The sequence below is a fragment of the Streptomyces sp. WAC 06738 genome (assembly GCF_003945505.1).
Classification (GTDB): domain Bacteria; phylum Actinomycetota; class Actinomycetes; order Streptomycetales; family Streptomycetaceae; genus Streptomyces.
On the sequence record NZ_CP029618.1, the window covers coordinates 3,006,622 to 3,022,943 of the forward strand.

Consider the following 16,322-nt stretch of genomic DNA (forward strand, 5'->3'; position numbering starts at 1 on the left):
CTCGGATATTCGCAAGGTCGGGAGGAAGATTCGTCTTCTTTCTCACGACGTACAGGTGCACTCTGTGGAGCAGGGCATGCACTGCTGGTCATGCTGTAGGCCGGTAGGCCCACCGAAGGGAGCGCTCATGGCGCGTCGGCTACGCTTCAACGGCTCCGGATCAGGCAACAACGGCTGCCCCACGTTGTACGAGGACCTCGACAGCGGGGAGTTCGTCGTCCAGGGCGTCCTGGACGACGATCCCGAAGACGCCGCCCAATTGCGGCACCTCGCCCCAGGCGAGGCCGCGGTCGTGGTGCCGCGGGAACTGCTGGCGAACTTCGCCCCGAAGGAGGCGATCCCCACGCGCGAGACCATCGGCTTCGACGACTTCGATGGCATGTTCTCTACGCTGGCGCACTCCGCATGGCGCCTGGAGACGCGCCGCCGCTACGCCTCCGACGAGCGCACGGAGACCTACCGGCAGTTCGCGCGCGGCGAGGCTGTGCACTGGGATCTCGACGATCCGTGGTGCGCCGAGCGCCGTGAGCAGACAGCGCTCGGCAAGCGGTACGAGCGCGTACGGATAGTCGATGAGCCAGCCACCCCCGGGCAGCTCTACCTGCTGGACAACGCACGCCGCAACCGAGCGGTCGGCGAGGACATCCGGATCCTCACCCGGGCCCAGGCCGCCGAACTTACGTTGCCGGATGACGATTTCTGGATCTTCGATTCGCGGGTGGTGGCCCTGCTCCACTTCGATGACGGGGACGAGATCACCGGCATCGACCTCGTCACCAACCCGGCCGAAGTGCTGATCTACTGCCAGGCCCGCGAAGCCGCCTGGCACCATGCCACTCCGTTCGAGCGCTTCGAGCCGCAGGTGTCTGCTGGCGAGTGAGCACCGATTTCCAGCAAGCCAGAGTGGCCCTCGGGGAAAGGCTGCGCGAACTGCGTACGCGCAGCCCCGAGGGCCGGCTCACCGGCTTGCAGCTCGCCGAGCGGCTCGGTTGGGCGCAGTCGAAGGTCTCGAAGCTGGAGAACGGGCGGCAGACCGCCACCGAGGCAGACTTGCGCGCCTGGGCACGCGGGGTCGGCCAGCCGCAGGCCGCCGAGGAGCTGCTCGCCCGCCTGCACGCGCTGGAGACTCACGCCCGGTCCTGGCGCCGCCAACTCACCGCGGGGCACCGCCCGGTACAGGACGCGCTGAACGCCGAGTACGAGCGCTCTGCCGTCCTCCGCGCTTGGGAAGGCGCGATGATCGTCGGCATCCTGCAGACAGCGGACTACGCGCGGGCGATCTTCACCCGATACGCCGAACTGCAACAGTCCCCACGCGACGCCGAAGCCGCGGTGCGCGCCCGTATGAAGCGGCAGGAGCTGCTGTACCAGCCGGGCCGCATGTTCCACATCATCATGTGGGAAGCGGCGCTGCACGCCCTGATCTGTCCGCCGGCTGTACTCCGCGCTCAGCTCGACCGGCTGGCCGGCATCATCGGCATGGACACCGTGGAACTCGGGGTCATCCCGCTCACCGCGTCGCTGAAGATCCCGCCCGCGAATGCCTTCTGGATCTATGACGAGCGCCTGGTGATCGTGGAGGACTGGCACACCGAGCTGTGGGTCGAGGACGCCGACAGCATTGCTGTCTACCAGCGCACCTGGGACAGGCTCCGCGACTCCGCCGTCTACGGCGCCGACGCGCACCGGGTCATCACCCGAGCGCGGAATACGCTCGGCCCCCCGTGAACCGGGTGCCTGGAAGCTGCGCTCGTTTCGGTCCGAACTCGTTGAGCAGGGGCCGCCGAACGACGCCTGACTTACAATCGAACGTGTGCTCGAAGCTGTAGAGATGCGACCGTGGCGCCCGGATTCGGGCCGCCCGCCACGTGTCCGCGTCTACCCGGCGAGGCACCCGCCGCGCCTGCTGGTCCGCACGGAAGGCGACTGGCGCACCGCTACCGTGATGGCGCGTCACGACTGGCCGGACGGCAAGATCGGTTTGCAGGTCACGATCCGACTCCCTGCGCCGGACCTCGACGGCATGCTCCAGACGTTCTGCCGCACCTACCGGTGGGACCGCCGCACGATGCGCCTCATCCCGTCGGAAGACGGTTCAGAGAGCACCGACACGAGCGGCGAAGTTCCGAATACCGGGTAGGTGGCGGTCGTGGCGCATCAGACCCGCGGCGATGGTACGTACGGAGCCGAGGCGGACTTCCTGGGGTGCCGCCTTCTCGGCGGCCAACAGGGCGCTGTAGCAGCGGTCGGGCTTGCCCCATTGGTCGAATGCGCGGGCGACGTCGACGTAGTAGCGGGCCTGGCGTTCGGGGGTCGGCAGCGTCGCCGGGCGGATTCTGCGGGCGTGCTCGATGGCGGTACCGGCGTCGCCCAGCAGGTAGCTGATGGAAATCTGGTGAAGGATCACCTGGCTGGGGCCGAACACCGCGCCGCCGGTGACTGCGTCGTGCCCGAGCTGGTCGGCGGTGGCGCCGGCTTCGGCGATCAGGTCGCGGGCCAGGTACCGGTCGCCTTGTTTGCCCGCGGTGTAGGCGGCGGTGGCGTACAGGTTGCCCTTCGCCGACAGCACGGCGGCATCGTTGCTGGCGCCGGTGAGCTGCTGGGCAGCGGTGACGGCGACGTCGGTGGCGCGGGTGTAGTGCTGGGCGCGGCGCCAGACAGAGGAGACCATGCGGTGGGCCTCGGCGGTGGTCAGTGCGTCCGCGCCGCCGCGGCACGCGGTCAGCGCGCGGTCGGCGGTGGCGGCGGCCATCTCGTCCTCGCCCATTTTGATGCACAGCCGGGTGGCGATGTTGTACAGCTCGGCGACCGCGGTCGCCCCGGCCTCGGGGTGCCCGGCGCCGGTGAGGGCCTGGGCGAGGGCGAGATGGCTTGGGAGTGCGCGGGCGAGGCGGTCGTAGCGGCAGGCGGCGAAGTCGCGCCGGGCGGCGTCGAGGGCCGCGGCGACCGCGGCCGGCGTCGGCTCCGGGGCGGCCAGGGCCGGGGTGTTGCGGTAGAGGAGGACGTCCTCCAGGCCGGACAGGCTGGGCCGTGGTGCAGCGGTGGCCGCGGTGGGGGTGAGGATCACGCTGGTGGTGGCCCCGGCTACGCGGGCCAGGAGTTTGCGGCGTCGCACCGGGTCCTCATCCTCCTCGCCGATCGGCTCACGGCTCAGGCTATCGATGCCGGGTGGGGCGGCGGAGCCGTATGAGGCTGCCGTCGCTGGATCGTGTCGCGGTGCCAGCCCGAGCAGATGCGGCGGAATGCCGAGGAGGCCGGCGATGCGCGTGAGGAGGTCGATGTCACGCATCGGCTGCTGTCCGCGTTCCATCCTCGACAGCGAAGCCGCGGTGTAGCCGACGGCCTGGCCCAGGTCGGCGAGGGTGACGTCCGCGGCGCGGCGGGCCAGGCGCACGATCGCGCCGGCGTCGCGGCGGGTGAGGGCGTCGCGCATGGCGGGCGTGTGCCACAGCGGGTGCGAGCTGTCCAGGGCGTCCATGGACCACCTCCTGCCGGACTTCATTGTCCCCGCAACCGGTGTGCCAGCGCAGTCTGTTGCAAGCCGTTTACACCCGGTGCAAACCGCGTGCGCGGATCGCAGACGGCTCTGCCGGAACCCTCCGGGGCGCGGTGCTCTGGGCAGTGCGGGCGACTCGCCCGCTGACCCCGAGGGAGGCCGTGCATGCTGAACGAAACGACCCTGCGCAGAGCCGCGGTGGTGGGGCTGGGCTCCCAGGCCCGGGAGGACCACCTCCCGGCGCTCGCGGACTGCCAGTTCGCCGAGCTGGCGGCGGTCTGCGACACCGACAGGGAGACCGCCGGGGGCCAGGCCGTCGCCTGGCGGGTGCCCGGCTACACCGACCTGGAGAAGATGCTCGCCGAGGTGCGGCCCGACTTCGTCATCGCCGCGGTGCCGCACCACGCCGGCCGTCAGGTGATCGAGACGTGCGCCGCGGCGGGGGTGCACGTGATGAAGGAGAAGCCCTTCGCCGTCGATCCCGTCGAGGCTGCTGATCTGGCGGCGGTCTGCGCGAAGGCGGGCATCGAGTTGATGGTGACCGTCCAGCGCCGCTTCCACCCCATCTACACCGCCGCGCTGCAACTGCTGGAGCAGATCGGCACCCCGTACCTCGTCGAGGGCCGCTACACCTTCTGCTGCGCCGACCCCGCCGCCGGCTGGCGCGGGCAGCGCACGCTCGCCGGCGGCGGGGCGCTGATGGACATGGGCTACCACCTGATCGACCTGCTGATCTGGTACCTCGGGCTGCCGGACCGGATCCTGGCCGACGTCTCCACGGCCGCGGCCCCGCACGCGGACTACGACGCCGAGGACACCGCGCTGGTCCACCTGTCCTACGACACGGGCCTGTACGGCTCGCTGCTGATCTCCCGCTCCAGCGGCCCGAAGAGCGAGGCCCTGGCCATCACCGGCACCCGCGGCAAGGTGATCGTCGAGCGGGGCAGCGTGCGCCGACTGGACCCGGCCGGCCAGCAGATCGAGTCCCTGACCCGCCAGCCCGCATGGCCGGCTGCCGCGGCCGCGCAGATCGACGCCTTCTGCCGGGTCCTGGACGGCACCCGCACCAACCCGTCCCCGCCCGAGACCCACCGGGCGCACGCCGCGTTCCTGGCCGCCGCCTACGAATCCGCCACGACCGCCCGTCCGAGCGACCCCAAGGAGTACCTGCCGTGACCGACTCGTCCACTTCCTCGCTCGCCCTCCTCGGAGGGAAGCCGGAGATCACCACGCCCGGAGCGCACTTCTCGTGGCCGCCGATCGACAGTCGGGACATCGAGGCCGTCACCGGGCAGGTGATGGAAGCCGTCTCGATTCCCGACCGCTCCGGCATCGTCGCCGACCTGGAGGACGCCCTGGCCGCCTGGCTCGGCGTCCGGCACGTGGTCACCACGTGCACCGGCACCGCGGCGCTGCACTCGATGTACGCCGCCGCCGGTATCGGCCCCGGCGACGAGGTGCTCGTGCCCGCGCTGACCTTCCACGCCACGGCGACCCCGCTGCTGCACCTCGGCGCCCGCCCCGTCCTCGTCGACGTCGACGACGACGGGCAGCTCGACCTCGACGCGGCCGCACGCCTCGTCTCGCCCCGGACGAAGGCCATGGTCGCCGTGCACCTGTGGGGCCTGCCCGAGAACGCCGACGCCCTGGCCGCGTTCGCCGGCGAGCACGACGTGGTGCTGCTGGAGGACGGCTCCCACGCCCACGGCGCCTCCTGGAACGGCCGGCTCGTCGGCACCTACGGGCGGGCGGCGGCCTTCAGCCTCAACGGACCGAAACCCCTAGCCGCCGGCGAGGGCGGCTTCGTCGCCACCGACGACACCGAGCTGTACTACCGGCTGCTGCTGCACGGCCAGTACAACAAGCGCTGCCGCACCGAAATCCCGGCCGGCCACCCGCTAGCGAAGTACGCGACCACCGGCCAAGGACTCAAGCTGCGCATCCACCCCCTCGCCGCCGCCCTCGCCCGCGCGCAACTCCCCCGCCTAGAGGGCTACCTCACCGGCCGCGCCGCCTGCGCCAAGCGCATCTGCGCCGCCCTGGAAGATGTCCCCGGACTGCGCGTCCCCCACCTCGACCCGGCGGCCCGAGCGTCCTGGTACGCGCTGCCACTGCGGTACGAGTCGGCTGCACTCGGCGGCCTGCCCCTGGCCCGCTTCCTGGCCGCGGCCCATGCCGAGGGAGCCACCGAGGTCGACCACCCCGGCTCCACCCGCCCCCTCCGCGACCACCCCCTCTTCCACACCCCGGGGAAGCTGATCCCCCACTACCCTGTCGCCCAGGACCCCGCCCCCGGGGACTGCCACAGCGCCGCGCGCGTACACGCCAGCACGCTCAAGCTGCCCGTCTGGCACCGCCCCGAGGACTCCGCAATCGCCGACGCCTACGCCGCGGCGCTGGCCAAAGTCGCCCGCCACCACAAGGACCTGCTGTGATCGCACCAGCCGCACCAGTCGACGCCGCCCTGCTCCAGGCGCTCACCACCGCCGCCGACGCCGACGGCATCACCAAGCGCGTCGTCGGCGCCGTCATCCCCGACGACGCCGGCCAGGTCCTGCTCCTGCACCGGCCCGCCGACGACTTCCTCGGCGGCCTATGGGAGCTGCCCTCCGGCGGCGTCGAGGACGGCGAAACCCTCCTCGACGCTGTACGCCGCGAAGTCGCCGAAGAGACAGGGCTACCCGTCACCGGCATCAGCAGCTACCTGGGGCATTTCGACTACCTGTCCGGCAGCGGCCGGCGCACCCGCCAGTTCAACTTCGCCGCCGAAGTCGCCTCCTGCACCGCGGTCAAGCTCACTGAGCACGACGAGTACGAATGGGCCGAAACCGCCGGGCAGCACAAGACCTCCGAAGCTGTCCAGAAGGTGCTGGCCGCATGGCGCCAGCACACCGACTGACACAGGCCAGGAGGCGCGAACGCCTCCACCCCGCGCAGCCTGGGCATGCAGAAACGCCCCCGTCGCCCGGCCCGATGGCCGGACGACGGGGGTGGGGTGCATGGGGCCGGGGGCGGCTATGCCGCAGGCTCGAACCAGGACGGTTGGACATCGGATCGCGTCTTCGGCACCGCGGGAGTCAGTTCGGCAGGTGCCGATCGTGCGCGGACGACGGTGATCTCCTCATCGTCGCAGCCAGAGGCGATGCGCTGGATGGCGGCGTGCTCGGCCGGGTTGACGGTCAGCCCCCAGCGGATCTTCACCACGACCCAGTCGGTGAGGTAGCGGCAGGTCGCTGATGCGGCAGGGGGCATCCACTCGGCGGGGTCGCGGTCGGCCTTCGACTGGTTCTGCTTGTCGTAGACCGCGAGGAGGGCGCGCTCGTCCTCAAGGTCGTTGGCGTAGCCCTCCCGCTCGGCAGCAGTCCATGTCGCCGCGCCGCTGTCCCAGGCTTCACCGAGAGGCACCATGTGGTCGATATCGACGTCGACCTTGCTCGTCTGGGTGCTTTCGTCGTACCAGGAATACCAGGTGCCGGTGTCCCTCGCGATGGTGCAGCGGCCGGTGATCTGCGGCGCCGTGACCGCGTCCCTGAGCAAGATTTCGGCCCTGGTGTCGCAGCCGTCGCGATCCTGGTCGACCCAGTGCTTGAACTCGGCGCGGCTGTAACCGGCGCGGGGACCTTCGTCCTCGACGGGCAGGGCGGCGATCAGCTCCGACAACGGAGCCTTCACCACCTCGCCCTGTGCGGCCGCTGCGGAGCCTGCGGGCAGGAGCAACAGCGCGAGAACAGCGGCGAGCGCGCCGACTACCCCACGGGCGAACCATCTCGTGAGTTTCATGAGCCTTGGATAGCGCCAGCACCAGCCCCGCCCCCCTCGCCGCGCCGGGCGTCACCCTTTCGGGGAGAGCCGCTCAGCCCACGCCGGCGCAGCGGCACGTGCAGAAGCCTCGGCCGCCTTCGGGCGGCCGGGGCTCGATAGTTCACAGGTACTGGCGGCGGTTCGGGTCGAGGCCCATGGACAGCGCGGCGGGCGCACCGGAGCCGTCCGACGGCGCCGGGGCATCGCTGCGGCGGCACATGAGCGCGTCCGGATCCCAAGCGGGCGGCTGGAGGGTGTAGCCGTCCGGGCACGCCGGGCCGGGGGGCCCTTCCACGCCGGGCTCACCGCGCGGCCCTTGTTCTCCCTGCGGGCCTCGAGGGCCCTCCGCTCCCTGCGGGCCCGGCGGCCCCGGCACCGTCGAATCCGCGCCCGGCTCACCCGGCGGCCCCGGCACCGTCGAGTCCTTCCCTGGCTGGCCGGCGGCCCCGGGCGCACCGGGACTCGGCGTGATCGTCGGCGCCGGCCGACCCGCCGGCCCGCGGGGGCCGCGCGGCCCCGGGATCGGCACCGGCACCTCGGCACGGTCCGGCAGTCCGGATACCGCCTCGGCCGGATCCGGCGCGACCGGCTGCTCCCCCGACCCCTGTACCTGAGCGCGCAGTTGCCGTACGTCCGTCGCCAGCGTGCTGACCGCCTCACCGCGCCGGTCCGCCTCGTCGGCCAGCCGCGCGGCCTCGGCAGCGAGCTTGTCCGCCCGCGCCGTTGCCCGCGAAGCCTCGCTCTGCGTCTGCACCCACACCACGCCGACGACGCCGCCGAGGAACAGCAGCCCGGCGACGAGCCACAGCACGTGCCGGCGGCGGGCGAAGACGTGCTCTGTGCGCGTCACAGCGTCCCCCCGAGCTGCACGACCTGCGTCCGCAGGCGCTCGACTTCCGCTTCAAGTGCGTGGACCTTCGCCTCGGCCGCGGAGGCGCGCGCCTCGGCCGCGGCCTGGTCCCGCTCGGCCTTGTCCCGCTCTGCGGTCAACCGGCCGGTGAGGCTGTCGTATCCGCCGATGATGCCGCCCTCCCGCTGGGCCCTGGCCGCGGCCCGGGAGCCGTACACGGCCGCCGCCGCGGCCACAGGCGAGCCGAGTAGAGCGGCTACGGCCGTGACCATGGCGGCGTCCATGCCACCTCCCGAACGCGCGTACCGGCCGTCAGGCGCCGCGAGGCGCGTCCTTGACGAGGGTGTCCTGCGCCGCCGCGGTGACCCCGGTGGGCTTCCACAGTCCGAAGTGCGTGAGCACCCCGGTCGCGAAGCTCACGAGCGCGAGCACGGCGGCGGTCGCCGGCTCGAAGTCGGGCCCGGGACTCGCCAGCTCGACGAGGAAGCCGTTCAGGGTGCTGAGGAAGAGCAGGAGGACGGCCTTCACGCCAGCATGCGTCACGCGGGTGGTGACGAGTCCGACGAGCACGGGCAGTACGACGGAGATGACGAGGCCGAGCCAGTACGCGGCATCGAGATTTACGTCCATAGGTGATCCGTTCTGCGAGTAGAGGTTCGGACGGAGATCAGGCCACGACTCGGAAGCCCGCGGCGTCGCCGAGACGGGCCAGCGTTGCCCTGCCGGGGATGCCGTCGGCGTCCGGGCCGGAGTAGCCGCAGCGCCGCTGCCACGCCGCGTAGGCGGCGACGGTGGAGGTACCGAAGTGGCCGTCGAGGTGCGCCTTGCGCAGTAGACCGGCGTCGACGAGCGCCGCCTCGACAGTCCGCACGCCGCTGCCGTACGACGTGGGCGTGCCCTTCTTCGGCGGGTCGGTCTTGGCCGCGGTCCGCAGCCGGGACAGGTCAACCACGGGCAGCGTGGGCTTCGGCAGGGCCGGCCGTGGTGCCTTGTCACCTAGCCGGTCGCCGATCCGCCCCCGCATGCCGCCCATGCTGAACCCGCGCGGGTCGATCTTCTGCGGGCTCCACTCCGCGTGCCCGAGCACCGAGCGCGCCCCCCAGCCGTGCGCCCGGCACAACGCCGCGGCCGCGCGCTCGATCGCGTCCAACTGGACGTCGGGCCACGGGTCGTCGCCATCGCCGCGGTTGACGCACTCGAACCCGTAGAACCTCGCGTTCCCATCCGTGTTCAGCTCGTTCTCGTCGGGCAGGGAGCGCTCGGCGATGACCGCGCGCAGCACATCGTCGTCGCCCAGGCCGGCGTGGTTCGTACGGCCGTGGCCGATGAGGTGGACGCGGCCGCGCTTGTCGATGACGCCGTGGCACAGCGGGCCCGGCAGGTCGGGCCGGCCGCGGCGGCAGACGTCGATGATGCCCTGGCCGTCACCGCTGGCGGTGTGGTGGAGCATCACGCCGTGCACCGGGCCCCACGGCCCGCGCCCGTTGCGGTTGTGCGTACGCCATCCGTCGTGCTCGACGACCGTGCAGCCTTCGCGCTTCAGCACGCGCAGGACGACGGAGGCGGACAGTGGATCGGCCATGCGGGACTCCAGACATGGTGAAGCCCCGGGGCCAGACCGGCGCCGGGGCGTGCGGAGCAGGTCAGACGGGTCGCTTGTAGGTGACGTTCATCGACGGTCGGCCGCCGCCCGTGCCGGTGTTCAGCGCCGCGCCGGAGTTCTGCACGGCCACCAGCTCGACGTAATCGCCCACCGCGAGCATGAGGTTCAGGGTTCGCGCCGAGACCACCGTGACCAGGTTCGTCGGCGTCGCCGTGATCCTGTTTCCGTGCCCGGCTTGCACCAGCGAGCCGTTCAGGTACCAGGCCGCGCCCCTGACCGATCCCCCGGTCGACGCCTCGAGGGACACCTCACCGGTCAGCTCGTACCAGCCGGCGCGCCGGCAGGTGTAGCGCGTCGGGTTGGCCACAGCCCAGCCGCCGAGGTCGTCCAGCTCGACCGTCTCCCACGAGATCGCGTTCCCGACGATGGGGTTGTTGCCGGTGGCGATGGCCTGGTTGGTGTCCCTCGTCGCGCGGAAAAGCAGCATCCCGACGAGGAAACCCGAGTTGAGCCGGTCAGCGGTCAGCGTCTGGCCGGGCTGGACGATGGCGACCACGAAGAGCACCTCCGGGCGGGCGGCGAGGGCGCGAGGGTGCCGCCTCGCGGAGCGGGTGGACTACAGCGCGACGACGGCGGGCTGCTTGAGCGCGACGGACGTGCCCAGGGCGTGCGGCTTGGTGATGCCGTTGACGGAGCGGGTCACCGTCAGGGCCCGGTCTGCGGTGGGGGCGCCCGGCGCCACCGCGGTGACCGTTACGTCTTCGCCGGCGAGGGTCACGTCGAAGGGGACCTCGGCGTCCGTGGCCCACGGCAGGTCGCCGCTGGCGTTCACGAGCAGCGTGGTGTCCGCCGCCCCGACGGCGGCGGCCAGGACGGAGCCCGCGGTGTCGACGCGGCCGAGCACCGGGTCGCCGACGACTCCGACCGTCCACGGGCCTGCCGGCGAGCACGCGAAGGTGATCTCCCATGTGCGCGGCAGGATCGTCTCGGTGTAGCCCTCCACGATCAGCCGTACGGGGCCGGGGGGAAGCCAGTCGGGGAGATTGGTGATCTCGATGATGTCGCCGGAGTCGAGGTTGAGGACGTCCTCGACGACGGTATCCGGCGCCGTGTGCAGCTTGATTGTCACCGACGGGTAGCGCGCCTCATCCCAGGTGCCCAGATGCACGCGCCACCAGGCTTGAGGCTCTGCCTGCTCGTCGGAGGCCAGGTTGAGCGTCACCGCCTCGTCGTAAACACCCGCTCCGGCTGGCGGCGGCTGCACGCTCAGCGGGCCCTCCTCCAGGGCCACCGGCGGCGACGAGGAGCCTTCGGGCACCGAGACGGTGACCTGGTTGCGGATGGTCAGGTCGTCGCTGTCCGGCTCCAGCGGCGGGGCCAGGTGCCCCGGGGCGGTGTAGTCCAGAGTCAGCCGCGGCCGCTGGTTGTACCGCATGCGGCGGGCCCGGTACTGCAGCCCCAGCGTCTCGCGCTGCTCGGCCAGGACGCCGCCGTCGACGTCCTCGCAGTCCTGTATGACGTCGAGGGCGGTGGCGATGCGCTGCGGGCCCATGGGTTCGGAGTTGGAGCTGAGTCCGGTGGCGATGAGGAGGAGTTGCTCCTCCTGCGCCAGGCGGCGGAGGCGGGCGACCGCGGTCTCGCCGCGGTATGCGGAGTCCGCGGCGCCTTCGCCGCCGCCCAGGACGCTCGTGTCCGGGCTCGCGGTGTAGGTGATGTGCCCGATGGGCATGGAGGCGAGTCCGGAGCCGTACGAGGTGGCGATCCGCCGCGGCCGGGTGAACCCGCTGCGGGTGTAGAAGACGCCCTGCTGCGTGTTCTGGCCGATCGGGGCGACGATGAGCCAGTAGTCGGTGTCTCCCGGGTTGGTGCCGGGTCGTGCCCGCAGGATGAGCCGGGACCAGCCCTGCGCCCCCAGGGCGAGGATGCCGGCGTCGGTGGTGTTGAAGCTGCCGAGGAGCACGCCGTCGCCGTCGTACGCGGCCACCTGGAGCCCGGCGGTGCTGTAGGACCCGACGATCTGCGCGATACCGCCGCCGCTGGTCGCCACGGAGATCATGGTCTTTTGGCTGCCGGTGGGGATGGCGTCGAGGCGGTAGACCATCTCGACACGCCAGCCGGTCGAGCCCGACGGCAGGGCGGGCAGCGGCGCGTTGATGCTGGCGGCGTCCCCGAGGGCGGGCAGTGCGTCGCTGCTGACCAGGCTGTCGTTCGCGGCGAACGCGAGATCGCGCGCGAGCATCGGGCGGCCGTCGGCCAGCGCGGACACTGCTCGGGTGGCCTCGGCGCCGTCCTCCATAGGCCAGTACGCCAGAAGCCCGCTGTGGCCCGGGATGAAGCGCCGCAGCGTGCTCTCAAGGGCCTTGTTCCGCTGGCCGTAACGCCGCAGCATCCCCGCGACCTCCAGCTCGACCCACACGTCCTTTCCGGAAGGTGCCCAGCGGTCGGGCCACTTCGCGGCCTCCCCGACGAACCGGCAGTACAGGGCGGTGATCGTCCCGCCGCCCTGGATCGTCCACGACCGGCCCGCCGAGTCCGTGAAGGAGCCGGTTCCCTCCGGCTGCGCCGTGAAGTCCGGGTTCGCGACCGCCGGGCCGCCGATGCCGTCGCGGACCTCCGCGGCGTAGTACCGGCCGCCGCCCGGGGAGAACCCGATCGTGCTGATCTCCCCGACCTCAAGGTCCGCCGTCCCCGCCGTGTTGACCGACGTGGTCCCGGCGGTCACGACCGCGTCGCCGAGCTGCTCCCAGGGGCCGGCCATCGTCCGGGCCGTGTAGAACGTGACGCTGTGACCCGACGCCCCGTTGTCGGTGTCGAGGGTGGCGCGCAGCGCGAACCGCTGTCCGCTGAAGTGCGGCACCACGGCGGTCCCGATACGTTCGATCGCGTTGGCGCCGTCGGTGGACCAGGTCAGGGAGGGGCGCCCGTCGTTGGTGAGCAGCAGGCGCCACATGCGGGCGTTGGAGTTGATGTTGTAGCGGCCGATGAGTTCGTTGACCTGCGGGGCGAGGATGCTGGAGAGCGTCGGGAGGCGGTCGAGCGCGACGTCGACGCGCACGTCCAGGTCCCCGGCCACGTTCAAGGCGTTGTCCGAGGCGACGCGGGCGCGGTCGCCAGGGGCGCCCGGCAGCCACAGGTACCGGCGCGGGCCGCGCGCCCACACCCTGACCGGCGTGTTCTGGCCGATGACCCCGTAGTAAGGCGAGCGCGGGTTCCTCGGCGACCACGTGCCGTCCAGGTTGTTCAGCGTGATGTTGCAGGAGCCGGGGCCCAGTTCGGCCCCGGCGTCCTGCCGGCCGCGCTGGATCTGGATCGGATCGCGCGTGTACGCCTTCGCGGTGACCGGCACCCGCGTGGCGCCTGCGAGGATCTCCAACAGCGTCTCAGGCACAGTCCTCGCCTTCCTCTACTTGTTCCCGAAGGCGACCTGTATGGAGCCGCGGCCGTCGACCTGCACGATGCGCCGGATGATGCGCCGCATCTCCGAGGGCCCGGCCAGTTCGATCCGCAGCGTTGCCACGGCGCCGCCCGCGCTGGCGCCGGCCATGGCCGGCGTGCCGCCGCCCGCCGCGCCCGCCGTCGCCGGGGACGGGACCGACACCAGCGACGACATCGCCGCGTCGACCGCAGCCTGCCCATGCTGGATGCCGCGTACGAGACCGGCGGGGATGTAGCGGCCGACGTCTCTGTCCATCACGCGGGACGGGGAGTGGATCCCGAGCGCCTTCCGGATGCCCGTCCGCAGGTTCTTCGCGATCCGCAGCATGGCCCGCTCGAGGGCCTTGTCCTGCGAGCGCAGGCCGCGGACGAGGCCCTTGGCGGCCTGGATACCGGAGCTGTACATCGCGTTACCGGCTACGTCCCCGGCCCGCCCGGCGGCCTGCTGCAGCAGCTTCTGCTGGCCGTTGAGCTGCTTGATCTGGGCCCGGTTGGCGGTGGCCAGGGCCGCGGCTTGCGCGCCGCCGCCCTCGACACCGGCCTGTGCGATGTCCGCGATGATGTTCTTCGACACCCCGAGCTTGCGGAGCTTGGCCAGGTTCCGCGCGAAAATCTGCGCGTCGGCCGCGTCCGCCCTCAGACCGGTGATGATCGAGGAGGCGGTGACCGGCCCGCCGGTGGTGTCCTGCGCGGTGACCGCGGCTCCCTGGAGGATGCCGCCGCGGACCTGGGAGGCGAGCTGATCGCGCGCCCGGATCCGGTCCTTGAGCTTCTTCTCCGCGGCGGCGAGCCTCTTCTCGACCCGCGCTTCCTGGTTCGCCAGCCTCGTCAACTGCTTGTTGCGGCGGCTGATGCGGTCGAGCGCGCCGCTGCGGCGGCGCCCGGGGGCGAGGCTGTCGCGGACGATGTCCGCGAGGCGCTGTGAGGCGGAGCGGACCTGCTTGGCAGAGCCGGTGAGGCCCTCGACGAGGCCGCGGGCGATCCAACGGCCCTGCGCGGCGGTGACCTTGGACGGGGAGCTGATGCCGAGCGCGGACGCGATCGGCCCCGGGATCACCGAGCTGGCGAAGGAGCCGACCTTGCTGGACAGCCAGCCGCCCATGCTGCTGATGCCGTTCCACAGACCCTCGACGACGGCCTGCCCGGCGCCGTACAGCAGGGAGCCGAGGCTGCCGACCGCACGGACGATCATCCCCGGTACGCGGCTCATGTAGCGGACTACGGCGGTCGCCCGGCTGATCGTGGCCGACAGCATCCGGCCGCCGGCACGGGCCATGGCGCCGAACAGCATGCCGCCGAGCGGCGCGAGGGCGCCGATGATCCGCCGCGGCACCGCAGTGACCAAGGCGAGGGTCTGTCGGACAGAGGTGGACACCGCCTGGCGCATGAGCCGCCAGGCGGTGGAGAAGTCGCCGCTCAGGAGCGCGGTCAGCGCGCGCAGCGCGGGCACCACGACGCCGGTGATCTGCGAGGCGAGGCGTCCGGCGAGCACCGACGCGACGCGGCCGACGAGAGCGATCAGCGGCCGGAGCGCGGGCATCAGCGCGGTCAGAATTTCGGCGCTGACCTGCGAAAAGGCGAGGATCAGCGGCCCGGCGGCGATCATGATGTCCGCGAAAGCTTGGCCGAGCACGATCAGGCTGGGCCCGAGGGCGACGAGAAGCTGCGAGAAGATTTGCAGAGAATTGTTCAGATTCTGTGCAAACATTTGCGCGAGTGGGCCGATGATCTGCGGCAGCGCAGCAAGGGCGGGCTGCAGGCTGGCGAGGAGGATCTGCGCGGTTTCCTTGATCACCGGGGCGGAGTCGCGGAAGATCCTTCCCAGCGCGGCAAAGAGCGGGGTGACGGCTGGCAGCAGGGACACCGCGAGCTGGCTGATCACCGGCAGGAGCGGCAGGGCGGCGGTGACCATCTCTCCGGCGGCGTCCGCCATTTCGAGCAGGACCGGCTCGGCCGCGCTGATCACGGGCAGGAGGGCGTCGCCGAGCGCGCCGATCAGTTTCTGCGCGGGCGGTCCGAGCTTGGCGAAGACGCGGCCGACGACCTGGAGGGCCGTGCCGAGGATCGGGCCCGCGGTCTCGGCGAGGGTCGCCATCGTGCCGATCAGGGCCTGCAGCCCGGACTGCACCGCGGACGACGCGAACGCGTCGTCGATGCTCTCGGTGATCTCCTTCAGCGTGCTGAGGAACCCGGCGCCCGAGGTGTCCGCGGCCCCGAAGATGCTCCCGACGATGGAGCCGACGTTGCCGAGGACGTCGAACAGGTCGCCGGACAGCTCGACGGCCTGCTCGATGGCGCGCTGCATGCTGCCCGACTCGAACGCGCTGGTGAGCACCCCTGCCAGGTCGCCGGCCTTGTCGCCGAGGGCGGCGGTCAGCCGGGTGAACGTCGGGCCCGCGGCGGCGGCGAGTTGGGCGAAGCCCTGGAGGATCTGGCCGGGGATGTCGGCGAGGTTCTTCAGCCCGCTGGTGGCCGACGACAGGGCCTTGCCCAGCACCCCGGAGCGGCCCAGGCCGCGCGCGGTGGTGAGCACGCCGCGGCCCATCTCGTTAAGCGTCGACGCGGACGAGGTGAGCGCGCTGCGCAGCGCCGGCAGGGTCACCCGCGCAGTGCGCGCGAGGTCCTGGTCGAGGTCGGCGAAGAGCCGGTTCTGTACCTGCTGCTGCAGCCGGTGGAGCGCGGGCTGCATGCTGCGGATCTGCTCGACGAACGCCCGTGCGTTCGGGGCGAGTTTCTTCAGTGCCTCGGCGTACTTCTCGGGGTCGGAGGGATCCATCGCCGCTGCGACGGCGTCCCCGACGCCCTGCATGCCGATCTTGAAAGCGGTCTGCGCCGAGACCATCGCGAGCATCGCGGTGGTGCCGACGGCCGCGGCCGGTGCGATCTCGACGAGCGTGGCAACCAGTCCGGCCGCTACCGGGATCGCGCCGCCGAGCGCCAGGCCGAGCGTGCCGATCCGCGCACCGACCGACAGCAGACTGCCGGCGATGGCGCGGAGCTGGCTGTCCATGCCCCGCTGGAGCCCGCGCATACGCCGCTCGGTGCGGTCGATGCCGGCGATGGCGCCGGTGTCGTCGACCGTGACGACGCCGACGAGTTCCCCGATCGTGAGTGCCATCGCCGCGCACCCCCGTTCG

Annotated in this window: 15 protein-coding genes; 6 read left to right on the plus strand and 9 right to left on the minus strand. The window is 71.9% G+C overall.

Annotated elements, in window-relative coordinates; genetic code table 11:
* The first annotated feature begins 127 nt into the window (after positions 1-127).
* The 3 genes from DMB38_RS12650 to DMB38_RS12660 all read left to right on the plus strand — a co-directional run bounded on the left by DMB38_RS12650 (position 128) and on the right by DMB38_RS12660 (position 2,140).
* Positions 128-880, plus strand: coding sequence for a DUF6879 family protein (locus tag DMB38_RS12650; RefSeq protein WP_125935265.1), 753 nt, complete (start codon positions 128-130; stop codon positions 878-880).
* Entirely contained in the window at positions 877-1,728 is an 852-nt protein-coding gene (locus DMB38_RS12655) for a helix-turn-helix transcriptional regulator (protein ID WP_125935266.1), read from the plus strand. Before DMB38_RS12650 ends, DMB38_RS12655 begins: the two co-directional genes overlap by 4 nt.
* An 85-nt stretch (positions 1,729-1,813) precedes the next feature.
* Positions 1,814-2,140 (plus strand): hypothetical protein, encoded by a 327-nt coding sequence (locus DMB38_RS12660; protein WP_125935267.1) that lies wholly within the window; start codon positions 1,814-1,816, stop codon positions 2,138-2,140.
* Here the strand turns inward: DMB38_RS12660 and DMB38_RS37475 are convergent.
* Positions 2,096-3,478 (minus strand): helix-turn-helix domain-containing protein, encoded by a 1,383-nt coding sequence (locus tag DMB38_RS37475; protein ID WP_276314956.1) that lies wholly within the window; start codon positions 3,476-3,478, stop codon positions 2,096-2,098. The genes DMB38_RS12660 and DMB38_RS37475 overlap by 45 nt on opposite strands.
* A gap of 183 nt (positions 3,479-3,661) precedes the next feature.
* Between DMB38_RS37475 and DMB38_RS12670 the strand changes: the two genes are divergently transcribed.
* Genes DMB38_RS12670 through DMB38_RS12680 form a run of 3 tightly spaced genes read left to right on the plus strand, consistent with a single transcriptional unit; the run spans position 3,662 to position 6,395 of the window.
* A complete protein-coding gene (locus tag DMB38_RS12670; protein ID WP_125935268.1) occupies positions 3,662-4,672 on the plus strand; it encodes a Gfo/Idh/MocA family oxidoreductase in 1,011 nt (336 codons plus the stop codon).
* Positions 4,669-5,931 (plus strand): aminotransferase class I/II-fold pyridoxal phosphate-dependent enzyme, encoded by a 1,263-nt coding sequence (locus DMB38_RS12675; RefSeq protein WP_125935269.1) that lies wholly within the window; start codon positions 4,669-4,671, stop codon positions 5,929-5,931. Before DMB38_RS12670 ends, DMB38_RS12675 begins: the two co-directional genes overlap by 4 nt.
* Positions 5,928-6,395 (plus strand): NUDIX hydrolase, encoded by a 468-nt coding sequence (locus tag DMB38_RS12680; protein WP_240662156.1) that lies wholly within the window; start codon positions 5,928-5,930, stop codon positions 6,393-6,395. Before DMB38_RS12675 ends, DMB38_RS12680 begins: the two co-directional genes overlap by 4 nt.
* Positions 6,396-6,511: 116 nt before the next feature.
* On the opposite strand, the gene DMB38_RS12685 is transcribed toward DMB38_RS12680, so the two are convergent.
* The 8 genes from DMB38_RS12685 to DMB38_RS12720 all read right to left on the minus strand — a co-directional run bounded on the left by DMB38_RS12685 (position 6,512) and on the right by DMB38_RS12720 (position 16,303).
* Entirely contained in the window at positions 6,512-7,276 is a 765-nt protein-coding gene (locus DMB38_RS12685; RefSeq protein ID WP_125935270.1) for an HNH endonuclease family protein, read from the minus strand.
* Between the two features lie 142 nt (positions 7,277-7,418).
* Entirely contained in the window at positions 7,419-8,147 is a 729-nt protein-coding gene (locus tag DMB38_RS12690; RefSeq protein ID WP_125935271.1) for a collagen-like protein, read from the minus strand.
* Complete coding sequence (locus DMB38_RS12695; protein WP_125935272.1) at positions 8,144-8,431, minus strand: hypothetical protein; 288 nt, start codon at positions 8,429-8,431, stop codon at positions 8,144-8,146. The genes DMB38_RS12690 and DMB38_RS12695 overlap by 4 nt, the downstream gene beginning before the upstream one ends.
* 28 nt (positions 8,432-8,459) lie before the next feature.
* A complete protein-coding gene (locus DMB38_RS12700; RefSeq protein WP_125935273.1) occupies positions 8,460-8,777 on the minus strand; it encodes a hypothetical protein in 318 nt (105 codons plus the stop codon).
* A gap of 37 nt (positions 8,778-8,814) precedes the next feature.
* Positions 8,815-9,729 carry an N-acetylmuramoyl-L-alanine amidase gene (locus DMB38_RS12705; RefSeq protein WP_125935274.1) on the minus strand — a complete coding sequence of 305 codons (915 nt, stop codon included), beginning with the start codon at positions 9,727-9,729 and terminating at the stop codon, positions 8,815-8,817.
* Positions 9,730-9,790: 61 nt separating this feature from the next.
* Positions 9,791-10,306: a hypothetical protein gene (locus tag DMB38_RS12710; protein ID WP_125935275.1), complete on the minus strand. Its 516-nt coding sequence runs from the start codon at positions 10,304-10,306 to the stop codon at positions 9,791-9,793.
* A 60-nt stretch (positions 10,307-10,366) separates the two neighbouring features.
* Complete coding sequence (locus tag DMB38_RS12715) at positions 10,367-13,138, minus strand: hypothetical protein (RefSeq protein WP_125935276.1); 2,772 nt, start codon at positions 13,136-13,138, stop codon at positions 10,367-10,369.
* Between the two features lie 15 nt (positions 13,139-13,153).
* Positions 13,154-16,303, minus strand: a complete 3,150-nt coding sequence (locus DMB38_RS12720) for a hypothetical protein (protein WP_125935277.1) — start codon at positions 16,301-16,303, stop codon at positions 13,154-13,156.
* Between the last annotated feature and the right edge of the window lie 19 nt (positions 16,304-16,322).

What these genes read in the sequence shown, in the direction of transcription:
- DMB38_RS12720 (WP_125935277.1), bottom strand. Translation starts at nt 16,303, where the DNA reads ATGGCACTCACGATCGGGGAACTCGTCGGCGTCGTCACGGTCGACGAC.
- DMB38_RS12685 (WP_125935270.1), bottom strand. Translation starts at nt 7,276, where the DNA reads ATGAAACTCACGAGATGGTTCGCCCGTGGGGTAGTCGGCGCGCTCGCC.
- DMB38_RS12695 (WP_125935272.1), bottom strand. Translation starts at nt 8,431, where the DNA reads ATGGACGCCGCCATGGTCACGGCCGTAGCCGCTCTACTCGGCTCGCCT.
- DMB38_RS37475 (WP_276314956.1), bottom strand. Translation starts at nt 3,478, where the DNA reads ATGGACGCCCTGGACAGCTCGCACCCGCTGTGGCACACGCCCGCCATG.
- DMB38_RS12700 (WP_125935273.1), bottom strand. Translation starts at nt 8,777, where the DNA reads ATGGACGTAAATCTCGATGCCGCGTACTGGCTCGGCCTCGTCATCTCC.
- DMB38_RS12670 (WP_125935268.1), top strand. Translation starts at nt 3,662, where the DNA reads ATGCTGAACGAAACGACCCTGCGCAGAGCCGCGGTGGTGGGGCTGGGC.
- DMB38_RS12650 (WP_125935265.1), top strand. Translation starts at nt 128, where the DNA reads ATGGCGCGTCGGCTACGCTTCAACGGCTCCGGATCAGGCAACAACGGC.
- DMB38_RS12705 (WP_125935274.1), bottom strand. Translation starts at nt 9,729, where the DNA reads ATGGCCGATCCACTGTCCGCCTCCGTCGTCCTGCGCGTGCTGAAGCGC.